This window comes from Flammeovirga sp. SJP92 (genome assembly GCF_001583495.1).
Taxonomy (GTDB): domain Bacteria; phylum Bacteroidota; class Bacteroidia; order Cytophagales; family Flammeovirgaceae; genus Flammeovirga.
In genome coordinates this window covers 101555-125351 of record NZ_LQAQ01000018.1, presented here as the reverse complement: position 1 = coordinate 125351, position 23797 = coordinate 101555, and the positions used below count along the sequence as shown (strand labels likewise).

Below are 23797 nucleotides of genomic sequence, written 5' to 3'. Positions count from 1 at the left end.
AACCCTAAAGCAATATGAAAAAAATATTGTTTTAGTATGAATAGGGTTTTAAGAAGAACTTGTGGTATTGAAATAATATAATTTCTTAAAATATTTACTGAAGTGTGAAATTTACGTTTAAATTATTAGGGAACTTAATTCCTATGGTTTATTTTTGTGTTACCATATCCTTAAACACATACCATAAATACTTATAAAATGAATCAGTTCAATTCGACATTATTGGATACAATTCCATTTGAACTTGATTTCAAGTGGAGTTTGAAAGTAAAAGAAGGAGTTGCTCATGCAGCTACTTTTGCATTTAAAGTATCGAGTGATAACATTTTTGAAAGTCGAGAAAGAACGGAAAGTATTATAAGAGAATTATTAAGTAATTACCGTTTTAGAGAAGACTTTCAGATTGAAGATGTCAATCACAACGAACTTGTGGTGTATAAGACAGTAGTTGGACAAAGACCTGAAGATTTGAATAGAAAAATGGAATTATTCAAAAAATGGGTTAGACAAGCACAGCAAGACGCACGTATGTCCATGAGAAAGTTTACACCGACATTATAAAAAAATTATAGAAAAATTATAGATAAAGTATTTAGAAAAACTGTTTCATGTTTGAAGCAGTTTTTTTTTGTTTTCATTTTTAAGTAGTGAAATGCGTATTTTTTCGATGATTACGTAAAAATAAGTATAAAATTAAGTAGTATTTTTTTTACCCTTTAGTTATTTAAGTAGTTGTACTTAATGTGTTTAAATATCTGTAAGTCAGTTTTTTAAATTATATAAACTGCTAAAATGCAGTTTTTGATTTGTTTAAAAAACATCTTTTTTTATGAAAAATACCGTTTATATTCTTTAAGGATCGGTCTATGTTTGCGTATAATCTAAGTATAATTACTTAAATACTTCAATCAGTTTAACAAACTTAAGGCTAATGAAAAAGTTTATTTACGCTATCGTATTGCTATTAGGTGTAGGATTCCAAGCTACTGCACAAGAGTTCAAATTATCAGCAGAGATAAGACCACGTTCTGAATTAAGAAACGGTTTTAAGAAGCTAAGAACAGATACTCAGGAGCCGGCATTTTTCACAGAGCAAAGATCGAGATTAAACCTTGACTATAAATCGGACAAATTTACAATGAGAATTTCATTACAAGATGTTCGTGTGTGGGGTTCTACTAATCAGATTTATAAGACAGATCCAAACTCTTTAACGAATATTTCAGAGGCATGGGCACAGTACAACTTCACTGAGAAGTTTGGTTTAAAAGTAGGTCGTCAAATGATCTCTTATGACAACCAAAGATTCTTAGGTGGATTAGAATGGGCACAACAAGGTAGAAGACACGATGCAGCTTTATTTATCTACGATGATAAAGCTTCAAAATTCAAAGTGCACGCAGGTTTTGCTTTCAACCAAGTTGGTTTTGAGCCAGGTATGTTAGTAGGTAACGATTACTCAGGAGTGAACAGTTACAAGTCTTTCCAATACTTATGGGCACATAAAGACTGGGAAAGCGGTAAAATTTCAGCTTTAGTATTCAATGACGGTTACCAATACGGTGCAACTTCAGACAGTGTTTCTCAAAGACAAACTTTAGGTTTAGTAGGTAGCAAGTCTTTCGGTGCTTTAACAATAGCAGGTGAAGGTTACTACCAAACAGGTACATTCGGGATGGCTGATGTAAATGCTTATTTACTAGATCTTAACCTTACTTTAAAGACAAAAGTTACTCCAATCACTTTAGGTTACCAAGTATTATCGGGTAATGATATCACTTCTGATGAGAACAATTCATTTGCTCCAGCTTACGGTACTAACCACAAATTCAATGGTTTCATGGATTACTTCTACGTAGGTAACCCTCATAAGAACGTAGGTTTACAGGACATCTACTTAAACACTGCTTTCAAAGTAGCAAAAGGTACATTCAAAGTTCAATTGCACCAATTCATGGCTGAGCAAACGAAATATATTTCAGGTGATACAGCAGCAGAATTAGATGGTTCAAACTTAGGTACTGAAATCGACTTGATCTACGCGAAATCATTAGGTAAAGACGCTTCATTAGTAGTTGGTTACTCTCAAATGTTCGCTACAGACAACATGGTAGCATTAAAAGGTGGTAACAAAGACTTGATCAATAACTGGGCATTCGTAATGCTTACATTCAAGCCAACATTATTTACTTCAAAGGCATCTAAATAATCAATAAAAATCTTATTACTCATGAAAAAGTTCAACTCATTCATCTCATCGCTTGTAGCGTTATCGCTTGCAGGGATGTTATTCAACTGCAGTGGTGCAAAATCTTCATCAGAAACTCAAAATTCTGTAACTGTAACAGCAGAAGAATCATCAACAAATCAATTAGAAATTGAAAAGCCACAATTGACTTTCGGTTTCATCAAGTTAACAGATATGGCTCCTTTAGCAATCGCTAAAGAGTTAGGATATTTCGAAGACGAAGGGTTATTCGTAACTATCGAAGCACAATCAAACTGGAAAAACGTATTGGACCGTGTGATTGATGGTGAATTAGATGGTTCTCACATGTTGGCAGGTCAGCCAATCGCAGCAGGAGCTGGATTTGGTCGTCAAGCAGACTTAGTGACTTCATTCTCAATGGACTTGAACGGTAACGGTATCACAGTATCAAACGATGTTTGGTCTAAAATGAAGCCGAATGTACCAATGAAAGATGGTAAACCAGTTCACCCAATCAAAGCTGACGCTTTAGTACCAGTAATCAAAGAGTACAAAAACGACGGTAAAGCTTTCAAAATGGGTATGGTATTCCCAGTTTCTACGCACAACTATGAAATTCGTTACTGGTTAGCAGCAGCAGGTGTTCACCCAGGTATGTATACTAAAGAGAACATTCAAGGTCAAGTAGATGCAGACGTATTATTGTCAGTAACTCCTCCACCGCAAATGCCAGCAACTTTAGAAGCAGGTACTATCTACGGTTACTGTGTAGGTGAGCCTTGGAACCAGCAAGCGGTATTTAAAGGAATTGGTGTTCCTGTGACTACAAACTACGATATCTGGAAAAACAACCCAGAAAAAGTATTCGTAATGACAAAAGAATTTACTGAGAAATATCCTAATACTTCAGTAGCAGTAACAAAAGCATTAATTAGAGCAGGTAAGTGGTTAGATGAGCCAGGAAACAGAGCAAAAGCTGTTGGTATCTTATCAATGCCAGAATACGTAGGTGCTGATTCAGTAGTAATCGCTAACTCAATGACAGGTACTTTCGAATTTGAGAAAGGTGACAAGCGTTCAATGCCTGACTTCAACGTATTCTTCCGTCATCATGCAACTTACCCATTCTATTCAGATGGTGTGTGGTTCTTAACTCAAATGAGAAGATGGGGTCAAATTCCAACAGCTAAAGCTAAAGGATGGTATGACGAAACGATCAAAGATATCTACAGACCTGATATCTGGTTAAAAGCAGCTAACCTATTAGTAGAAGAAGGTCACTTATCTAAGTCTGACATTCCTCAAACTGATGGATACAAAGCTCCAACAAAAGATTTTATCGATGGAAAACTATTTGATGGTAAAGACCCACTAGGTTACATCAATAGCTTCGAAATAGGTAATAAAGACGAAGCAATGTAATAATCATTCTTCAAGTTAGATTGTACAAGGGAGGTGCAGGACTTACACCTACATGTAGTACTGCATCGCCCTTATCATCTATTCTACTTCTACTAAACTGACATAATTATAATAATCAATTACAAAAGGAACTAAAAGAATAATACTATCATGAAAGAGAGAATACTGCAATTAACCGGAATCCAAGCTTTTCTAGCACCATGGATTAGCGTCATCAAAGGCGAGGAAGTACAGAAAAATGTACAAGCGTTGTTAAAGTCTTATATCTATCCACTTTTATCAATTTTATTATTTATCGGTATCTGGCACGCAGGTGCAACTTATCTATTCAGCAAAGAGGCAACAGCAAAGATTGAGAAAGCAAGAGCAGAAAGAGGTGATGCTGGAGCATTAGAAATGCAAAACTGTATTATATCAGGTGATGTAAGCTGTCAGCCAAACACATTGCCATCTCCGGCAAAAGTGTGGGATGCATACCTTTCATTATTAGCAGATCACAAGATTATCTCAGCGAAGAAAGATGCATTTGATTTAAAAGTAGCTAAAACAAACGAAAAAAGAATTGCAAAAGGTCAAGACCCAATTACTTATACAGGTAGACCTTCATTTGTAGATCAGATCAAAACAAGTTTGAAAACAGTATTCGCAGGATTTTTATTAGCAGCATTTATTGCTATTCCTATCGGTATTGTAATCGGTCTGAGCACAACCTTAAGAACTTCATTTAACTGGTTAATTCAGATTTTGAAGCCAGTATCGCCAGTAGTATGGTTATTATTAGTATTTATGATCGTGAAGACAGTAATGTCTGACTCGGATATGGATAAATCGTTTATGATTTCATTTATCTCAGTAGGTTTATGTTCAATGTGGGCAACACTTGTCAACACAAGTATGGGTGTTTCTACGGTAGATAAAGACTTCGTAAACGTTGCTAAAGTATTGAAACTTAGCATCGGTCAAAACATTTTCAAAGTAGTATTGCCATCGTCACTTCCAATGATTTTCACAGGTTTGAGAATTACACTTTCAGTAGCATGGATGGTATTGATTGCGATTGAATTATTAGCACAGTCGCCAGGTTTAGGTTCATTTGTTTGGGAAGAATTCCAAAACGGAGCAAGTGATTCAAACGCGAAGATCATCGTAGCCATGTTCGTGATCGGTATGATTGGTTTTATGTTAGATAGAATCATGATGGTAGTTCAAAAAATGATGTCATTTAACAAGTAATTCCTATGGCGTACTTAGAATTGAAAAACGTAAGCAAGGCTTACGGAACCGGAAAAGATAGAGTAGAAGTCTTAAAAGATATCAACTTAACGATTGAGGAAGGTGAGTTTGTGGCCATCGTAGGTTTTACCGGTAGTGGAAAAACAACCTTAATCAACCTGATCAACGGATTGGAATTTCCTGATGAGGGAGAGGTGCTTCTACAAGGAAAACCAATCACTGGCCCTGGTCCTGACAGGGGAGTAGTCTTCCAAAATTACTCATTGCTGCCATGGTTGACTGTGGCGCAGAATATTAAATTGGCGATTGATGAGGTGTATCCATCTGCTTCTAAAAATGAAAAGAAAGAGATGATAGAGAAATACGTAGGTATGGTACATCTCTCTCACGCCATTGACAAATTACCTTCGGAACTTTCTGGTGGTATGCGTCAGAGGGTATCTGTAGCAAGAGCCTTAGCTATGAATCCAAAAATGTTATTGATGGATGAGCCATTGAGTGCATTGGATGCTTTGACAAGGGGAACGCTTCAAGAAGAGATTGTCAACATATGGGGTGAGGATAGAAAAACTTGTCTTCTGATTACAAACGATGTGGATGAAGGGATTGTAATGGCAGATAGAATCATACCATTAAATCCAGGTCCTGAGGCAACACTTGGTCCTAATTTCAAGGTAGATCTTGCTCGTCCGAGAGTGATTGCAGAGATCAACAAAAACGATACTTACAAACACTTAAGAAACGAGATTCTGGAATACTTGATTGCTGTAGGAGCTTCAAGGTCAAGCCAGAAAACAACTCAATATGAGTTGCCAGATTTAAAACCAGTGATGCCAGGGCGTATCAAATGGGGACTTAGAAAGAAAAAGGAAAAACTGGAGTATTTCTAGATCAACAACATTTTCTAATTCATGTACAATCTAAATTATTAAGAAGATGAGCGTTATTGCAAAAGATATTTTAAAGCCGGAAATTATAGAGGATACAAGACCAGATATGTTGGTTTGTAAGGATATTGCTAAAATATATCCTACTCCTAAAGGCGATTATACAGTATTATCAGATCTACAATTAACCATCAAAAAAGGTGAATTTATCTCGATAATCGGCCATTCAGGATGTGGTAAGTCAACGTTGTTGACGATGATCGCAGGTCTGAATGAAATCAGTAAAGGTGCTGTGTATGTAGACGGTGATGAAGTGAGAGGTGCAGGACCTGATAGAGCAGTAGTATTCCAGTCGCCAAGTTTATTCCCTTGGATGACAGCATTACAAAACGTAATGATCGGGGTGAAGCAGGTATTCCCTCATGCTACTAAAAAACAAAAACAAGACATTTGTAAGTACTACTTAGACAAAGTAGGCTTAGGAAATGATTTCAATAAAAGAGCTTCAGAGTTGTCGCAAGGTATGCAGCAAAGGGTTGGTATTGCTAGAGGTTTTGCTTTAAAACCAAAAGTATTACTGCTTGATGAACCTTTCGGTATGCTGGATTCACTGACAAGAGGTGAATTGCAGGACGTACTTCTTGAAGTTTGGCAAAAAGAACAAATTACTGCCATTATGGTCACTCACGACGTGGACGAATCAATCTTCCTTGCTGATAGAGTAATTATGATGACAAGTGGACCTTTCGCAAAAATTGGTGATGAATTGAGAATCCCATTTGAAAGACCACGTAATAGAGTAGATATCCTAGAGCACCCTGATTATTATCAATATAGAGGGTATTTGATGGATTTCTTAAATCACTAGAAAGTTTTTGCTCTTGTGTAAAATGCACAAGAGCAATATCTTTTTCCTTTTAGTATGTATAATGAAAAATACTACTTTCATAGAACCGATTAAACATTTTACTGAAAAAGCAATCTCACGACTACAATACTAGACTATGAACAAGTATCTATTAAAAAATCCGAAGAAAAGATTTACGGCATCTTATGTCATTGCCCTTTCTATCATTGCATTACTTAGTATTGCTAGTCAGATCGTGATCAGATCAGTATTGAATAAGCAAGAAAAAGATGCTCGTGTAATTAACATTTCTGGTCGTCAAAGAATGCTGAGTCAAAAAATCAGTAAGTTAGCACTACAGTTGGAAAGAGCTGATAACCAAGTGGAATTTAAGGAAATTCAAAAAGAATTTTCTACTATTGTAGAACTTTGGTCTTCCTCTCACCATGGTTTGAGAGACCGTTTGCCAGAAATGGAACTTCAGGGAGAAAACAGTGCTACTATCAAACAAATGTTTGAGGATATAGCTCAAAATTTTGATGAGATGTATGAAGCTTCTCAAAGTATTTTACTAGCCAAAGAAGCTTATATTATAGATTCATTTGTCTCGCAGATCTTAAGAAATGAAGGATCATTTTTGAAACAAATGAACACCATTACCTTCCAATATGATCATGAATCAACAGCAAGAATACAACAAGTTAAATTGATTGAGATGATTCTTTTAGGGATCACATTACTTTCAATCTTCTTGGAAGCATTCTTCATCTTCAGGCCAGCAGTAACCGCTGTAGATAAATACCTTAGAGAGACAATCAACAGAGGTTTGGCACTTCGTGAGGCACATGATAATTTGTTGGCTTCAGAAGAGAAAAAAGAATCAGTGGAGAAGGAGCTTTATGAGCAACTAGAGAAAAATCATGAGCTTCAAGTGAACTTGAATAAAGAGCTAGAGCTTAAAATCAATGAAAGAACTAGAGAAATTCAAGATAAGAATGAAGAGATTTTGGCTCAAAGTAATGAGTTGAAACTGCAAAATGATTTGTTAGCCTCAGCTAGCCAAAAAGTAACAGAAAGCATTACCTATGCCACGAAACTTCAACACTCAATCTTAGGGTATAGACAAGAAATATTAGATGATTTCAAAGACGGTTTCATCTTAAATAAGCCAAAAGATATTATTTCCGGTGATTTCTACTGGTATTACAAAGCAGGGTCACTACGTTTCTTGATTGTAGCAGACTGTACAGGTCACGGTGTTTCAGCGGCGTTTATGACTATCATCGGTAACCTTCTGCTCAATGATATTATTGTAAACCAGCAGATCAAATCACCAAATGATGTACTTAATCTATTGGATATGGAGTTGTATTCATTATTGAACTTAAGAAACACGCATAAGGTGTATGACGGTATGGATTTAGGTTTGGTTGTGATCAATGAAGATCAACGAATCATAGAATTTAGTGGTGCTAAAAGGCCGTTTTATTTTGTGGGAGCAGATAATGAAATCAAAAAGGTAGCCGGTTCAAAATCAACGATCGGTTATTCTACTAAAAATATTAAAAAGAGTTTTGAGACTCAAACCATCAATTATCAAGGTGGTGATAGATTATATCTGTCATCAGACGGTTTTCAAGATCAATTCGGTGGGAATTCAAATAGTAAGTTTATGCAGAATCGCTTGATTGAGTCATTAAACAGAACGATGAATTATCCTATGGAAAAACAAAAGAAAGTCCTTGAAGGCGTCTTTGATAAATGGAAAGGAGATAACGCACAAACAGATGACGTTCTAATTGTAGGAGTAGAACTGTAATTGATTATTTATTGATTTGTAATTATGATCACCCGCTTCATGTTATTGGAGTGGGTGTTTTTTTATCTCTATTTTTATCGCTACGCCATTCATCATAAAAAGCTAATCTTATTCCATTATGTATCAAAAAAATCATCTGAAGGCTTTAAGAAAGCTAAGGTTGATTTAAGCTCTTAGCTACCGTTTTAACTAACAAAATAATTTGCTTTACATCTTCCATAGATGAAACTCTTTTCTAAGAATAGATGTAGTATAATGAGGAAAGTTACGTGTGATATATGTGATTTCCTGTAGGATAAATCAACATTCGTTAGTTCTTATATTGAGATTAGTTTTAATTCTTTCAAGATGAATAAAATACTCCCGCCCATAAGGCAGGAGCATAGTGACTAGTAAAGTAAGTCGTGTATCACTACACAACAATGTTAAAGTTTTTGTCTTATCGTATTTTAATAAAAGACGTCATACAATAAGGCAAAACCCACATTCTACTATATTGACCGCTTTTCTTTACTTTGCCACCATACAACCTTCCTAACGTTGGTTGGGATTAGTCCTAACCTTGGTTAGTTTGAAATTTTCAGATTTTAAATTACTGATAGTAAGTTTGTTGTTTTTTAATTGGTAGGGTTGTTATCACTTAATAAAAAGTGTTTTTTTAATCTTTTTTTAAAGAAAATTGTGTTGAAACCTTATTCAATAAAAAAGCCTTTGACTTGTAAGGCCAAAAGCTATTTATATTTTTGTTTGATTTTTAATTCTAATTATAAAGTTCACTTTGTTTAATCAGGTTGAGTAAATCATAATTAGTATTTACTTTATTTTTTAATCGAAGTTCCCTCATATGGTACTTAATATTACTTTCTGAAGTATTTAATTCTAAAGCTACAACAGCATACTTTTCATATTCTAAATAAAGTGGAAGGACTTTATTCAGTTGGTAATCTGATCCAATAATTTTTCGAATATCTACAGTAGTTTTTTCTTTTGTAAGTACTGTTTCATTAGTAGTTATTTTTTCAACTTCTTCTTCAGTATTTACATTTTTATGAATGATTTTCTTTAGACCGAGAAACACTGTTCCAATAGATATAAATAAGAAGAGGTAATAATATTTATTATTGGCATTAGAAGAAATAATTCCCGCTTTCATGACCTGTAACTCATTCCTGGTTCTACAGAAATTATCTCTAAAAAAAATGCCTTCCTCAGTTCTACATTTGTTAGGACTGTCATTCTCTAAAAATTTTGTGATCATTAAAATAGACTTATCAATAAGATCTTCTTCTTCTAAGATTTTAGCTTCCATGGCCGAGATATTGATTCGCTCATATTTAACACCACTGACGTTTTCATCATAATTCTCCAATACTTCATATGCCATATTAATGTAATCAATTGCATTTTCATTTTTTTGGAGGTGCAGTAACTCGGCTTTCTTTGTAAGAACCATACTCTTGAAAACTTTGTATCGGATATCTTGAGAGATTTCAGTTTTAGAAAGGTGATATAAAGACACTTCTAGAGTACTTAAAGCCTTGTCAATATTCTCCATTTTTTGGTGGCAAATTGCAGAAGCATACATTGAACGTGACAGTTTGAACTGTTTATAAATTTCAAATCTGTCTATTTTATCCTTTGAAAGGCTTTTAAATACAGCAGAGAAGTAGTCTTCAAAGTGATCAAGAGCTTTTGAGTATTCTTCTTTTTCTAACTCTATTAATCCTAAAGGATAGTGAAATAGATAATGGAAAGGTCTTTGATTAAGTATTTTATCGACATACAATTGCCCTCCTTTATAATAATATAATAATAAGTTGTGAACTAAAACGTTAGACATTTGATCAATTGGAATTTCTTTCAATTCATTAATAGCCTCAAGGTATTTAGTTTGGAGAAAGAGGTAATGCGACTTATGGTTACTATAAAACTTTTCATAAGGAGTACTTTTTTTCTTATTTTTTATCTTGTCAAGGTAAAAATCTACAGAATCTATATTTCCAACTATTCCATAAATTTGCACAGCTAAAAAATATGAATTGATTAATACATTCCTATCATCAGTTTGATGAGATAATGAGTAATTCAAATAGTAAAGAGCACTATCATTGTTAAAAAGTTCTTTTTCATACAAATAAGCTATAGACAAAGCCGAAAAAGCCTTATTACTTTCATTAGTATTACTGTGAAAAACCTCCTTATATGACTCAATAGATGTATTGATATCTTTTTTCCTGAATCCTTCTGCTAATACTAATAAACTATCGTAGTTAGTTGAGGTTTTAGCCTTACTAGCCCATGGAAGGAATATTATTAGTATAACTAAACATATTCTTAATCTTAAAATTTTATTTATTATGAAAACTTCATCTTTAAAAGTAATCGTTTTAGTAAGCCTTTGTGTTATCATGTTCGCATGTAATAGTTTTATAGAGAGTAATTTATATCCTGAAGGGGACCCTAATGCACCGGAAGAAGTAGAATCAAAAAAAGATACTGGAGATGATCCGAATGCACCAACTGAGATTGACTCTAAAAAGGATACCAAAGATGACCCTAATGCACCGGAAGAAGTAGAATCATATTATGATGCAAACTTAAACGACAGGCTTTAGTCTTAATTGGAACCTCTCAATTTCTAATTGATTTTATTCCGAGTAGTGCATATGTTTTATGTACTACTCTTTTTCAAAATTAACATTAAATAAACAATATAAAAAGTGTTACTTCAATATCTGTTTATCCTTTTCTTTTAAATATAAAAACAAAGGCAATCCTGCTGACACGCCAATGAAAAAAGTGGCTAGAATTGCTAATCCATAATATTGAACATTAGTCCTTCGATGTAGGATGAAAACGATCAAGACTACAGCTGAAATAATCACATCATAAGCAAAAAAACGGCTGATATTTGTCATTAGTAGCTGTTCAAAAAATAGATGAAAATTAAATCCATTAGTGAAGAGAAAATCAATCAATTCGTAATAGGGAACAATTGTTCCAAGAATAAATAGAAAGAAGTAAATAATTGAAATTTTCATCTGTTTTTATATTTAGTATTACTAAAAGTAGGTTATTATTTCTTTTGTAACTCAAGGCTATTATCTTATCAAAAGTACCACTTTACATTAAGTTTATGATTAAGCTGAAATAAAAGATATAAGTACAAATTCAAAATTATCTAATACTAATTCTATTTATTGTGTTGCGATTACTTCCTTCAAAAAACTTTTAATAGAACCACTATTAATACGTTTTTTAGCGTTGAACTCACAAAAAATAAATTAGAATTAACTATGATTTATTTTTGCCTTAGTACTTAAACCACTCAAATTACCAATTAAAATGAAGAATTCTCTTGAAATTATTTCTTCCATAAAATCTTTTCACCCTAAAGATGGGAATTGGCTTGAACTAGATGATCTTATTGATCAATTATGGACTTTGGATAAGCCTGAAGTTGGAATAAATGTTCTATTTAACCTTTTTGAAAAATATAATAAAAGCGATGGGGAAGGTGTGTTTTGGTCAATATTACATGGTTTGGAAACTTTGGATTATGAGGAGCAATTGTATCAATCTCTTCTATATAAGCCATCCTTTATGGGGATCATAATGCTGAATAGAATTGAAAATAGTGGCTCTGAATTAATAGCAGATAAATCGATTGCAGATTTAAAAGTACACATTAAAAACAACCCTGAAGTGGATCAAGAACTCTTAGCTGAGTTGTAATATTTTGTTACATACCATTGATAAAGAGAGTTGTTAGATTAAATTGTATTGCATGTTATCTTCAATAAGAATTGAAATTGCTTATGAAGCAATGGGAAAAGTAAATTAATTTAAAAGAAAAAAAATCTAGGAATATGCGGGTTTAAACTTAGTAGTAGGTGTATTTGATATAAATTATTGGTATTGTAAAATCGTAAAGTTGATTAGTATTACAGAACAAGAAATGTAAAACAAATACTTGGAACCATGCAAACAACTACTTTTTTGAAAAGAATTACTTACTTATTTTTATTGATATTTTTCACTCCAGCCATGCTTATGGCAGACCCTCCAGATCCTCCTGCAGGTAAAGTTTGGGTTTTGAATCATGAAATGAGTGATGAATTTGATGCCAACAGCCCTAATACCGATAAATGGAGATTGTTTGACAAAGCAGACTCTTGGGGAAGAACGGCTGCATTTGACAAAAGAATCTTAGAGCCTGTTAAAGATCCCAACTCAGACAATTATTATATGAGCATGAATCCCATGTGGTATTATGAAGACGAGCGTTTTCCACGTGGTAATGGTAAAGATTATTATTTTGCCGGAGGAGGTATGGACACCAAAGTATTACAGACTTATGGCTACTTTGAAGTACGTGTGAAACCTTCAGATTTCCCAATGGGTTCTGGTGTTTTTATGAATTCTAGAGGAACAACTTCTGATGACTGTAATACAAAGTATGCAACAGAGTTGGATATCATTGAAAATATGGGTTATACTGGCCCGTTTAATGAACACGGTGATGGTTCTTTCAATAATATTCAGCATGTAAATTCCCATTCAAAACCATTCAGTGATGCGAACGGTTCATGTGAACGTTTACCATTTGAATCTACTAACAGTGGTGTAAAAGCTCCTGGACTGGCTGAACCATTGGGATGGAATACAGTGGGTATGTGGTGGAAAGATGCTAATACGGCTATGTTCTATAACGATGACAAATATTTTGGTACAATCACTCCAACACGTGACTATTTTTTACCGATGCCGGTAATTATTGTAATGGAAACCTATAACTGGGGAGATGATGATGAGAAAAATGCAACCAATCCAAAGCCAGAAGAGTGGATGTTTGAGGATGATTTCAGAACAAAGGCACAACGTGCTGTAATGTATGATTGGGTAAGAGTTTGGAAGCTAGTAGATATTGATGAAGCATTATTTAATAATTCTACGGATAATATCAAAGGTTATGAGGAAACGATTACTGCTTATCCTTCTCGCCAATTTTCTACTACTTTAATTTATTCTGCATCTACTGCTAGAACAGTGAAAGTAACATTATATGACCCTACTAATAATGTATTGGCAGAAAAAACGTATGATGTTGCACAAGGTGTAAAATCAATTTTCACAGAATTTGATTTAGTTGAAGAGTTAGTCATTGGCACGGATTATAAAGTGGTTTATGAGATCAAAGAAGGAGATAATGTATTGAAAACTACTTCAACATTATTTGATGTGGTAGAGAAGCCATTGCAGAAGAAGTTGTGGAGTGAAGGTATTCCTACTTCATTATTACCTGGTGAGACCACTTACCCAATTAATGTGAAATATGAAGCTGATGAACCTTGTAAGATCAATATTGAAATTAGAAAACCTGATGGAAGCTGGTTTGGAAGTGGTAACCTTGATGTAGAAGCAGGAAATAGCGTAGCGACCATCAATGTGAGAACAAATTCTCCGGCTACAATCGGGGCAAATTATTTTTATAAAGTATATATGCATCGTCAAGGGTATGATTGGAGAGATCCTGAAGCGGTGTCTGTAGAACCTGTTATTTACTTCAATGTGGAAGAAGCAATTGAGCCAGCCATCAAACTTTTGACTGTGCCGACTGAAATCAAAGGAGATGCCACAGAAGTTGATATAGAGTTTTCTTACGGAACGTATGAGAATGGTACGTTGAAAATCGAATTGTTAGATAAAAACAACGCTGTGATGGCCAATGAAACACGTATTGAGCGTATTGGTCAACGTACTTTGACTAGAACGCTAAAAATAGATACTGATCTACCTCCTGCTGATGATTACAAAATCACTATAGAATTTACACCTGAAAACGGTAGTTTTGAAAAAGTGACAGATCAGATTGAAAATATCAAAGTAACAGAAGGTGTAACAAGCACTGACCTGATTGAAGCGAAAGATACGGTATTAAAAGTGTTCCCTAATCCTGTGGAAGGAACATTAAATATGACCCTGGAGGATAAGCGAAGTGAAATTCAGAAAATTGAAATTCTAAATGTAAGTGGAAGACTATTGAAGTTGGTCACACCTAAAAAAGGAGAAACAGTTACTGAGATTAAAGTCGCTGAATTAGCCTTAGGTACCTATTTATTGAAAGTTACAACTGGAGATGAAGTATATACCACGCGTTTTATTAAAAAATAAACTTACTTCTTCATGAAGTTGTCATATTCTTAAAGAAGACCTTCGTCAGTCATAGAATCCTGAGTTTGATATTTGTAGTGCAAATTTCTACTCAGGATTTATTTTTTAAGCAGACTAATATTGTGATTCACTATCAAAAACGCCAAATTTGAAACTCAACTTCTTCCATTAAAATTAGAGTTTGAATGCGTAAAGCTGAAGATATATTAGCATTAAAAGGTGTGAAACCCACTGCTGTTAGATTAAACCTATTAGAATTTCTTTTGGAACAAGATAAAGCTTTATCCTTGAAAGAGATGGAAATAGGACTTTTGCATATGGATCGAAGTTCTATTTTCAGGTCTTTGAAATCCTTCGAAGAGTACAAATTAATTCACAGTATCAATGATGGTACAGGTATGACCAAATACGCCGTATGTGCTGAAGGGTGTAATTGTGAATTAGAAGATCTGCATTATCATTTCTACTGTACTTCTTGTGAAAAAACATTTTGTTTGATGGATCACCCTATTCCATCCATAATACTTCCCAAAAACTTCAAAATGACGGATGCTAATATGGTCATAAAAGGCCTTTGTGATCAATGCAATAAGTAAACTTTGCAATCGAGTTGCACTGTCTTGAACCTACCTTTGTAATATACAAAATCACAAAGTATGGAAAAGACAATATTTAAAATTGAACAAATGGACTGTCCATCAGAGGAGACGCTAATCCGAATGAAATTGGATGGGATTTTAGAGATTAAAAACTTAGATTTTGATATACCCAATAGACAGCTTACGGTTTATCATAATGGGAGTTTAGAATCGATTGAAGAAGCAATAATAGATTTAAATTTAGGAGGACATCAACAAAGTACAGTGCAAATAGAGGAAGTTGATTTTGAAGAAGAAAGTAATCAAAAGAGATTACTTTGGATGGTATTGGTGATCAATTTCACATTTTTCATCATAGAAATTACTACTGGCTTGATTTCTCACTCGATGGGACTGGTGGCTGATAGTTTAGATATGCTTGCCGATGCGTTGGTTTATGGAATTAGTCTTCTGGCAGTTGGGAAAACAATAACAAAGAAGAAAAGAGTTGCAGTTATTTCAGGTTACTTTCAGATTTTCCTTGCCTTGGCCGGTTTTATAGAGGTGATCAGACGTTTTATTTTGAATGAACAAATGCCTGATTTTTCAACTATGATCACAGTTTCTTTATTTGCATTAGTGGCAAATGGCTTATGTCTGTATCTTCTACAGAAGTCAAAGAATAAAGAAGAGGCTCATATGCAAGCGAGTATGATTTTCACTTCCAATGATGTGATTATAAACGGAGGTGTTATATTGGCAGGTTTACTTGTCTATTGGTTGGAATCAAATAAACCTGACCTTATCGTTGGAACTATAGTTTTCGTAGTGGTTATCCAAGGAGCAATACGTATATTAAAATTGGGAAAGTAATTGTAGAGCTATGCCTCTTTTCTATATTCCACAGGTGACATCCCAATCTTTGATTTAAAAAGTTTACTAAAGTGATTGGGGTATTCAAAGCCCAATCCATATGCAATTTGACTTACTGCTTCTTTTGAACCTAATAGCCTTGTTTTGGCAAGGTCCATCAAGAAGTTGTAAATATGTTCTTGTGCTGAACTTCCCGTTTCTTTCTTCAGTAAATCACTCAAATAATGAGATGACATATTCAATTCTTCACCAAAATATTTTACAGTAGGAACACCAAGTTCTAGTTGTTTTTCATTGTCATAATAGGACTTAAGGCAAGCTTCAAATTGTACTACAAAATCTTTATTCAAATTAGTACGGGTATAAAACTGCCTGTCGTAATAACGGGTGCAATAGTCTAACAAAAGCTTTATATTAGAAACTATCAATTCTTGACTATGGCGGTCAATAATGTATTCATACTCTCTTTGTATTTTTTCAACAATTTCACTGAGTACTTTTTGCTCTTCATTAGAAATATGCAATGCTTCATAAATTGCATAAGCAAAAAAATCATAGTTATTAATTACTTTTCCAAGCTCTGATTTTCTCACTAAGTCAGGATGAAAAATAACGGTCCAGCCAGAAACATTCTCAAAGTTTTCTTGTGTAGAAAATTTCATACTTTGATTGGGTTTGGTAAAGACCATAGTCCCATCTTGGAAGTCATAAGAGTTTCGACCATAAGAAATACAACCTTCTATCCCTTTTTTCAAACTGATTTGATATAAATCCATCAAAAAAGTGAGATCTCCATAATTGGCAGTCACCATACGTTCATCAATGGGAAGCACAGTGATTAAAGGATGTTTAGGGCTGTCCAAACCTAAAAATTGATGAATTTGACTTACTTCAGTAATACGAATTACTTCACTCATTTTCAATAAAGTTTTTTAGTTGATGCAATAAACGCTCATAGGCTTTTTCTACAGGCGCAGGGTTCCAAAACGGTACCATCACTCCTCTATATTCTTCATGAATTCTAACTGTAGTACCAGAAGGAGAAGGCTCGATGAGGTACTGATGATTGAAGGTCAATACCAGTGGAACTCCACCTTTTTGTTGAATCATTTTTTGATGAACGATTTCCTCAACAGTTGCATTAATCCTTGATGACTTACCGTTTTCATCTTGGTAAAAATCATAATTGATGACATTGCCTTCCTGTAAATCTCCTTTTATAGGGATCAAAACCTTATTCCATTTTTTTACATTTTCAGCATTGAACAACGTTTCCCATACTTTCTCAGGAGAAGTATTGATTTGTACATGAGTACTAACAGATTTTTTACCAATCATATAAATAAAAGCTAGAAGTAGGAAAAAGACAAAAGTGGAAATTAACCATTTGGAATTGGGTAGGGTCATTTTATGCTATTTTAAATATTTATCAAACCAAAATAAAAGTTCTTCCGGATGCTTTGTGAGGTAATCATAACCTGCCGCTCTTTTCTTTTCCAAATCCAGCCAGATCATTTTTTTATCAACCTCTAAAGCGTCAAAATATTCATCTATGGATTGTTTATTCAAATACTCATCATTTTGGTTTTGTACCAATAGGGTAGGAACTGTAATATCTTTTACATGAGGCATAAAAGAAACCTCATCCATAGCAATTCCAGTTCTTTTATTATTGAGGTGTGTCACCCCTTTTCCAACAAAATTATCCAGCCCTAAAGCTTTGATAAAATCAAGATAGCGAAGTGGTTGAATAGCCACCATAGCTTTGATATTGTCAAATTTCTGTAAACCATCACCAAAAGCATAAGTGGAGGCAGCCGCACCCATACAGATACTCAAAAGTCCAATTTGAGCCTCTTTATAATCATTATGATGACGAATAAATTCTACTGCTCCAATTACATCTTTTCTTTCCTCTGGTCCCCAGGTGACCCAAGGCGTTGTTCCTTCATCACTGTTGCCGTGGTTTCTGAAATCATACATCAAGACTGTATAGCCTTTTTCATGAAGATGTTTAACATGCTTAAGAAAGGCAATATCTTCCTTCCACATTTTCATCATTCCTTTCCCTTCAGGAGTATAGCCAGATCTACTGGACTGCACGCCATAGTGAGATTGAATGATCACTTTGTCTGAATCACCTTTGATCAGCCAACCTGAAAGTTGTACACCGTCTTTTGCATTAAAAGTGACTTCTTCATAGGGCAACCCATAATCACTTGGAAGGTCAAACACTGGGGAAACACCGCCTTTAACAATGGAATTAGATAGTAATTTCGAAAGCATAACAATTTTATTTTTGATTACATTACAAAGTTCATCATTGTTCTCTTTGGTAAAGTACACATATTGCAGTAGGGCGGATATATATTGCAGAAATAGTCAATCTATATCCTCTAAAAATAGAACGTGTTAAGTAATATTAGTGATTAAAAGTGTTTTTTTCGTTGAAATACTATGAAATATTTATTTTATTAGAACTGTACTGTAGAACATTGTTATGCGAAAAACTATGTTTTTACTGCTTAATAAGAACAGTATATTTTTACCAATAAAAGAATGATGAAACTACCAAAACCATTTTAACGAAATGAACAACATTGAATTTTATAACAACCTGTACCATGAGTCTGTAACTAAAATAAAAACAGATAATTATCAGTTGGATAAACTGATTGATGCTAAAGATGATAGGAGATTTGGAATCTCTCTAATTTTAAAGCCTGATGAATTAGTTTTAAAAAATATTCAAGGGTTTCTTTCTCAGCTTAGAGCAGTCGAGCCACGACAGTATTTTTATCCTGATACAGATATTCACGTGACTGTGATGTCAATTATTACATGTTACGATGGCTTTAGTCTTGATAAAATTTCTATTGATGATTACATTAATACAATAAAGAAAAGCCTTGATTCAATAGAGAGTTTTGATGTCCTTTTTAAAGGATTGACAGCTTCACCATCTTGTATTTTACTTCAAGGATTTGTGAAGGATAATGTTTTGAATAATATCCGCAACCGATTGAGGAGTGAGTTTAAGTCTACAAGTTTAGAACAGTCCTTTGACATAAGGTATGTATTACAGACGGCTCATTCTACTATAGTGAGGTTGAAGGAAAGGCTTGAAGAAAAGAACAAGTTTCTAGATTTAGTAGAAAAGTATCGCAATTACTATTTCGGAACTGTAAAAGTAAAGAATATAGATTTGGTGTATAACGATTGGTATCAGCGCAAAGACAAAGTGAAGGGCTTGTACCAATTTCCATTACAATAGTGACCTTATTCTACACCTTATTTTTTTATTACTCAGAAAGAGACGTTTTTAGTACATGAAATGTCTCTTTTTTATCGGTTGAATAGAAGTAAAAAGATGTTTCTTGCACCATAGTTAACGATGGGCAGGTGATAATCCAACCTCATCAAATCTGAAGTCTTGAAGGTTGGTAACCAATTTTTGATAGAAATAATGTTATAAATTCAATTTTAATGCTGAACTTTAGTGTAACGAACTATTTTTCTATTAGCGAACATTATTGGTTACATGTACATACAGCAGATTTACAAACTAAAAAAATTAGCAGAAGAGCATAAATCATTGAGCAGACTGTTTGATGTTTTAGCTATTTTTCTGTTTCCATTTATCGTCTTATTGGGTTTTACAATCATCATAGCTTTTTGGGTAGTCAGTTGTGTCAAACCTATTAAGCCAATCAATGAAAAAATGCCAGAACCAGAATTAGTGGATGAAAAACCTATTTTGAGTGAAGCTTAAAAAATGAGGTAGTGGGATATTGTCTATTTATTGACAATTTATCAAGGCAAATATTTCTTTTTAATTAATATGAATTTACTGAGAAACCATATTGACTTTCAAGATATACTCTTTCAACCTTTTAATAATGAGGTATTTATTCAGTGGTTCTACTCTAATGAAGCATTATTACAATCAGATTATATCACATTTTATAATGCACTTTTGGAAGAAAGTGATGCTTTTTTATTTAACTCAACTAAAGTTAAAGAATTAGTGAAGCAGTATTTTATTGATGAGGAGGTATATGAATGGTGGGAGTTGAAATTCTATCTTAATCAGATTTTACAACCTCAGTTTTCTACAGAATTCGGTAGTTATCTTTATTACGATTATTATGAAGATAATGGTATTCAATTTCTATTTTACTTGTCAGATTTATTAGTTCTTTATTGCTTTGATAAAATAGAATTAGGCTTACCTCAATTGAAATCTCCAGCAAGATCTGAATTCAACTCAAATGTATTGTATCCAAGAATTTTGAATGAAGTAAATAAAGTTTTGACTATATCTACAGCGTCAACAATTGCAGAAAATGATAGTAATTGGGTAGAAAAGTATGGTTTATATCCATCTGATAGTTTTCAAAAAATACTGAATTGGTATAAGAATGAAATTAATTTGTTAGCGAGTAACTAGAAACTTCTTTTAAGGTTTGGGACAAGAATATCACAGTAGCTATTTTTATAATGTGAAACGATTTATGGTAAAACATAACCAATAGTCTTGGTATACATTTTCTTCATTGACATTTAAAACCTGAACTGACAATAAAATGACATTAGACAAACTATTAGTAGACTTCTACAGGGCCAATGGAATTCCTGATGACGGAGGGATAGATGATGATACTTTTGAGATCAATATCTTCGGAATCCAATTGACAATGCCTAATCCGCAATTCAGAAAAGATGCTTTGCATATTCACGATATACAACATATTCTCAATGACTGTGATACTTCTTGGAAAGGAGAAGGGTTTATCTGCGGGTGGGAAATTGCAACAGGAATGTGGAAGTATTTTTTGTTAGGGATATTGAGTCTATGGGCCATGGGATACGTGATGTGGATGCACCCCAAATCGGTATTGGAGGGTTATAAAAAAGGATTAAGTGATAGGGGAGTCATTGACTTGAAGATCAGTAAGGCAGATCTTATGAGGATGAAATTGGAAGATCTAAAGAGTTTGGTCCAAAAAGAGAAACCAACAAAAATGGGAATTTCTCAATGGCTTCAATTTATATTCTGGGTCTTAGTCAGTGAAGTGATTTTTCTATTTCCTTTGTTGTTGATCGGCTTGGGTATTTACTCACTCAATATTCTTATTTAATTGCACGGTGCAATCAACCAGAAAGGAGATATTGTCTATTTTAAGATAAATCAGAGCGGAGCGAATAGTGAATTGCCTGGTGATCTTGGATTTTGTACCTTATGCCTCCTAAATGCCAGACAGCATTGGTCGTAGGCAAACACTTTCCAGCGAAAATATTCTAAAAGTAGTAAAAAAGAAATCATAGACATTAATGACATATAAATTCATTGAAATAGGAAAAAATGATGATGTTGCAAGGTTAAAAATTCAGAAGGGAGAAGATAAATTATCATTTAAAGAGGTTTTTACACTTTGGCAAAAGGACCCCACATTTACAGCATTTTATGTAAATGATTTACTGCCTATTCTAGGGAACTCTTTCTTTTGGGAGCATCCTCCTTTAATGGAAAAACATCTTGATAAGGAATATGAATTGGTTATTCGAAAAACAAGAAGTTATGATTGTAAAATGCCAAATGAAGTCGCTTTTGAGGAGCATTTCTGTAATGGTGAGAAGGTTGCTACCTTTTATAATTTAGGAAAAAATGCACGCTTGATTGTTCCTGCAAAAATTGGTGAAAGTGAGCACTATAAACATTTAGGGGCCTTTATGGAACAGGCAGATCAAGAGCAAATTATAGAATTATTTGACAAAGTTGGTGCTCATGTATTAAATGAACTTAAGACTGGTCAGCAAATTTGGCTAAACACTGCTGGTCTGGGAGTGATATGGTTACATATCAGGTTAGATACTCGACCTAAATATTATAAGACCAAACGTTACAAAGACCGTCATTTTTTTGCTTGATATATAAATTCAAGTTTTGATATCTAGTTTTTTATTTAACAGTTAGATGCTTTTTGGACCTTATTGTGATAATAATAAACACTAAGCGTGTACTATGTTATAAGTTGTTTTTTTTTATTTATTAATATGTGATACAATTAATAAAATAGATATGAAATGTTTGACACTAAATGTATTAATATTAAGTTTGTACACCTGAAACTTAAAGTTAAATTATTCTTGTAAATAAAAATCAATAAAATAAAATCTAAGAGATATGTTTAAGTGTTACTTTGCTTTTTTAACTATTGTTTGTTTTTTTAAAATCATTAATACAGAAGCTCAAGTTGTTGAAAGAGGGTTAATTGGTTATTGGGAATTTAATGGAAAGTTAATGGATGAGAGTGTTAATTCTAACAATGGTACCCCGATAAACGCACCATCGTTTGTGAAAGATAGATTTGAAAATGAAAGTCAAGCAATCTTTTTTAATGGGAGTAACTCATTCGTAGATTTTGGAGATGTTTTAATAGATGGACTTAATAATTTTTCTTTTTCAGTTTGGGTTAAACCAAATTTTTTAATATCAAACCCTGGTAATTCCGGTCATAGTGCCAATGAAAATGCTGTACTTCATAAAGTAGGAGGGGCGGATGATAATTTGGGCTTTACTTTAACAGCTGAACGAGTAGCCTTTTATATTGATAATGGAGCAGACAATACCATATTTTATGAGTCTTCTCCTCAATTGGGAACTTGGACTCATTATGCTGGAACTTTTGGAAGTGGTCTCATGAATTTATACGTAAATGGTCAATTGGTTAGTAGTAGTAGTGTTTCTACTGCATCAATTATTGATAATACTAACTCTTTAAGATTAGGTGGATATCACCCAAATGCAGCAGACTATTTTTTCAAGGGAAGTATTGATCAACTTATGTTGTTTAATCAGGTTTTAACAGCAGAAGAAGTAGAATTAATATATAGAGATGGTTCATCTATGGGTAATGATTGTTCTGCATTATTTTGTGATGGTAATAATATAGGGATTGGTATTGCAGATACTCATGGTTATAAACTTGCAGTTGCAGGTAAAACAATAACAGAGGAAGTAAATGTTTCTTTGGTTGAACACTGGCCAGATTATGTATTTGAGGAAACTTATAATCTTCGATCTTTAGAAAATATAGAAAAATATATTTCTGATAAAGGTCATTTACCAGAAATTCCAAGTGAAACTGAAGTTGCAAATAAAGGGATAGATTTAGGAAAAATGAATGCAAAACTTCTTCAAAAAATAGAAGAGTTGACACTTTACCTAATTGAACAGAACCATCAAAATAAGCTTCAACAAGCTCAAATAGAAGAACTAGAAAAGAAAATATCTCAATTGCAGAATAAATAATGGAGTATCATCTACTCAAAGCATAGGTAATATAGGTGAATTTGAAGTTGTAAACAGGCTAACCTATTAAGGTTGAACACTGTCATATTAGTATGTGACGGTGTTCAACCTTAATAGGTCGCATGCTTTCCCATTAGTATGGGACAACCTGTCACATGATAAGGTGCTGATGTTTTCCCAATGTTCCGGAGGGGTCAGTCGCTTCATGCCTAGAACAGAGGAGTGATATAGTTGTATATTTGGTTCGATATTCGAATATAAGACCAAATATTACAAAGGCTATTATTTTTTAATCGACATATGAATTAATTAAAGCTTGAAAATTATTCATCAAACTACTTCTAAATTGAATTTCATTAAAAATTTACTGATTGCATTTTGCATAAGTTTTGGCATTATAATTTATGTACTGGGATTTGACTTTTTAGACAATGGTCAAC

23 protein-coding genes are annotated in these 23797 nt (G+C 33.6%); 18 read left to right on the top strand and 5 right to left on the bottom strand.

The window, feature by feature from the left end; genetic code table 11:
- Window positions 1-198: 198 nt before the first annotated feature.
- The 7 genes from AVL50_RS04310 to AVL50_RS04280 all read left to right on the top strand — a co-directional run bounded on the left by AVL50_RS04310 (window position 199) and on the right by AVL50_RS04280 (window position 8417).
- On the top strand, window positions 199-561 hold the full coding sequence (locus tag AVL50_RS04310) for a hypothetical protein (protein WP_062615252.1): 363 nt from the start codon (window positions 199-201) through the stop codon (window positions 559-561).
- A 370-nt stretch (window positions 562-931) separates the two neighbouring features.
- Window positions 932-2209, top strand: coding sequence for an alginate export family protein (locus AVL50_RS04305; protein WP_062615251.1), 1278 nt, complete (start codon window positions 932-934; stop codon window positions 2207-2209).
- Between the two features lie 21 nt (window positions 2210-2230).
- Complete coding sequence (locus AVL50_RS04300; RefSeq protein ID WP_062615250.1) at window positions 2231-3631, top strand: CmpA/NrtA family ABC transporter substrate-binding protein; 1401 nt, start codon at window positions 2231-2233, stop codon at window positions 3629-3631.
- Window positions 3632-3781: 150 nt separating this feature from the next.
- Complete coding sequence (locus AVL50_RS04295) at window positions 3782-4864, top strand: ABC transporter permease (RefSeq protein ID WP_062615249.1); 1083 nt, start codon at window positions 3782-3784, stop codon at window positions 4862-4864.
- Between the two features lie 5 nt (window positions 4865-4869).
- Window positions 4870-5754, top strand: coding sequence for an ABC transporter ATP-binding protein (locus AVL50_RS04290; RefSeq protein ID WP_062615248.1), 885 nt, complete (start codon window positions 4870-4872; stop codon window positions 5752-5754).
- A 46-nt stretch (window positions 5755-5800) separates the two neighbouring features.
- Entirely contained in the window at window positions 5801-6619 is an 819-nt protein-coding gene (locus AVL50_RS04285) for an ABC transporter ATP-binding protein (RefSeq protein ID WP_062615247.1), read from the top strand.
- A 136-nt stretch (window positions 6620-6755) separates the two neighbouring features.
- Window positions 6756-8417 (top strand): SpoIIE family protein phosphatase, encoded by a 1662-nt coding sequence (locus AVL50_RS04280; protein WP_062615246.1) that lies wholly within the window; start codon window positions 6756-6758, stop codon window positions 8415-8417.
- Between the two features lie 760 nt (window positions 8418-9177).
- On the opposite strand, the gene AVL50_RS04275 is transcribed toward AVL50_RS04280, so the two are convergent.
- Window positions 9178-10827, bottom strand: a complete 1650-nt coding sequence (locus AVL50_RS04275) for a hypothetical protein (protein ID WP_062615245.1) — start codon at window positions 10825-10827, stop codon at window positions 9178-9180.
- Here AVL50_RS04275 and AVL50_RS04270 point away from each other — a divergent pair.
- Window positions 10826-11032 (top strand): hypothetical protein, encoded by a 207-nt coding sequence (locus tag AVL50_RS04270; RefSeq protein ID WP_062615244.1) that lies wholly within the window; start codon window positions 10826-10828, stop codon window positions 11030-11032. The genes AVL50_RS04275 and AVL50_RS04270 overlap by 2 nt on opposite strands.
- 108 nt (window positions 11033-11140) lie before the next feature.
- On the opposite strand, the gene AVL50_RS04265 is transcribed toward AVL50_RS04270, so the two are convergent.
- Window positions 11141-11458 carry a DUF2834 domain-containing protein gene (locus AVL50_RS04265; RefSeq protein ID WP_063850533.1) on the bottom strand — a complete coding sequence of 106 codons (318 nt, stop codon included), beginning with the start codon at window positions 11456-11458 and terminating at the stop codon, window positions 11141-11143.
- A gap of 304 nt (window positions 11459-11762) precedes the next feature.
- Between AVL50_RS04265 and AVL50_RS04260 the strand changes: the two genes are divergently transcribed.
- The 4 genes from AVL50_RS04260 (at window position 11763) to AVL50_RS04245 (ending at window position 16042) form a co-directional block, all read left to right on the top strand.
- Window positions 11763-12152 (top strand): hypothetical protein, encoded by a 390-nt coding sequence (locus AVL50_RS04260; RefSeq protein WP_062615243.1) that lies wholly within the window; start codon window positions 11763-11765, stop codon window positions 12150-12152.
- Window positions 12153-12398: 246 nt separating this feature from the next.
- Window positions 12399-14591 carry a T9SS type A sorting domain-containing protein gene (locus AVL50_RS04255; RefSeq protein WP_062615242.1) on the top strand — a complete coding sequence of 731 codons (2193 nt, stop codon included), beginning with the start codon at window positions 12399-12401 and terminating at the stop codon, window positions 14589-14591.
- Window positions 14592-14776: 185 nt separating this feature from the next.
- Window positions 14777-15187 (top strand): Fur family transcriptional regulator, encoded by a 411-nt coding sequence (locus tag AVL50_RS04250; RefSeq protein WP_062615241.1) that lies wholly within the window; start codon window positions 14777-14779, stop codon window positions 15185-15187.
- A gap of 60 nt (window positions 15188-15247) precedes the next feature.
- The gene (locus tag AVL50_RS04245) at window positions 15248-16042 is read left to right on the top strand and encodes a cation diffusion facilitator family transporter (RefSeq protein WP_062615240.1); all 795 of its coding nucleotides are present in this window, start codon (window positions 15248-15250) and stop codon (window positions 16040-16042) included.
- 8 nt (window positions 16043-16050) lie between these two features.
- On the opposite strand, the gene AVL50_RS04240 is transcribed toward AVL50_RS04245, so the two are convergent.
- From AVL50_RS04240 to AVL50_RS04230, 3 genes are all read right to left on the bottom strand, one after another.
- Window positions 16051-16959 (bottom strand): AraC family transcriptional regulator, encoded by a 909-nt coding sequence (locus AVL50_RS04240; protein WP_062615239.1) that lies wholly within the window; start codon window positions 16957-16959, stop codon window positions 16051-16053.
- Entirely contained in the window at window positions 16952-17380 is a 429-nt protein-coding gene (locus AVL50_RS04235; RefSeq protein ID WP_062615238.1) for an SRPBCC family protein, read from the bottom strand. Before AVL50_RS04235 ends, AVL50_RS04240 begins: the two co-directional genes overlap by 8 nt.
- A gap of 75 nt (window positions 17381-17455) precedes the next feature.
- On the bottom strand, window positions 17456-18328 hold the full coding sequence (locus tag AVL50_RS04230; protein ID WP_062615425.1) for a S9 family peptidase: 873 nt from the start codon (window positions 18326-18328) through the stop codon (window positions 17456-17458).
- 304 nt (window positions 18329-18632) lie between these two features.
- Here AVL50_RS04230 and AVL50_RS04225 point away from each other — a divergent pair, with 304 nt between their 5' ends.
- The 6 genes from AVL50_RS04225 to AVL50_RS04200 all read left to right on the top strand — a co-directional run bounded on the left by AVL50_RS04225 (window position 18633) and on the right by AVL50_RS04200 (window position 23357).
- Window positions 18633-19316 carry a 2'-5' RNA ligase family protein gene (locus AVL50_RS04225; protein WP_062615237.1) on the top strand — a complete coding sequence of 228 codons (684 nt, stop codon included), beginning with the start codon at window positions 18633-18635 and terminating at the stop codon, window positions 19314-19316.
- A 267-nt stretch (window positions 19317-19583) separates the two neighbouring features.
- A complete protein-coding gene (locus AVL50_RS04220; RefSeq protein WP_062615236.1) occupies window positions 19584-19814 on the top strand; it encodes a hypothetical protein in 231 nt (76 codons plus the stop codon).
- 69 nt (window positions 19815-19883) lie between these two features.
- On the top strand, window positions 19884-20492 hold the full coding sequence (locus AVL50_RS04215) for a hypothetical protein (protein ID WP_062615235.1): 609 nt from the start codon (window positions 19884-19886) through the stop codon (window positions 20490-20492).
- Window positions 20493-20628: 136 nt separating this feature from the next.
- Entirely contained in the window at window positions 20629-21183 is a 555-nt protein-coding gene (locus tag AVL50_RS04210) for a hypothetical protein (RefSeq protein ID WP_062615234.1), read from the top strand.
- 193 nt (window positions 21184-21376) lie between these two features.
- On the top strand, window positions 21377-21973 hold the full coding sequence (locus tag AVL50_RS04205; protein ID WP_062615233.1) for a hypothetical protein: 597 nt from the start codon (window positions 21377-21379) through the stop codon (window positions 21971-21973).
- Window positions 21974-22229: 256 nt separating this feature from the next.
- The gene (locus AVL50_RS04200) at window positions 22230-23357 is read left to right on the top strand and encodes a LamG domain-containing protein (protein ID WP_062615232.1); all 1128 of its coding nucleotides are present in this window, start codon (window positions 22230-22232) and stop codon (window positions 23355-23357) included.
- The last annotated feature ends 440 nt before the right edge of the window (window positions 23358-23797 follow it).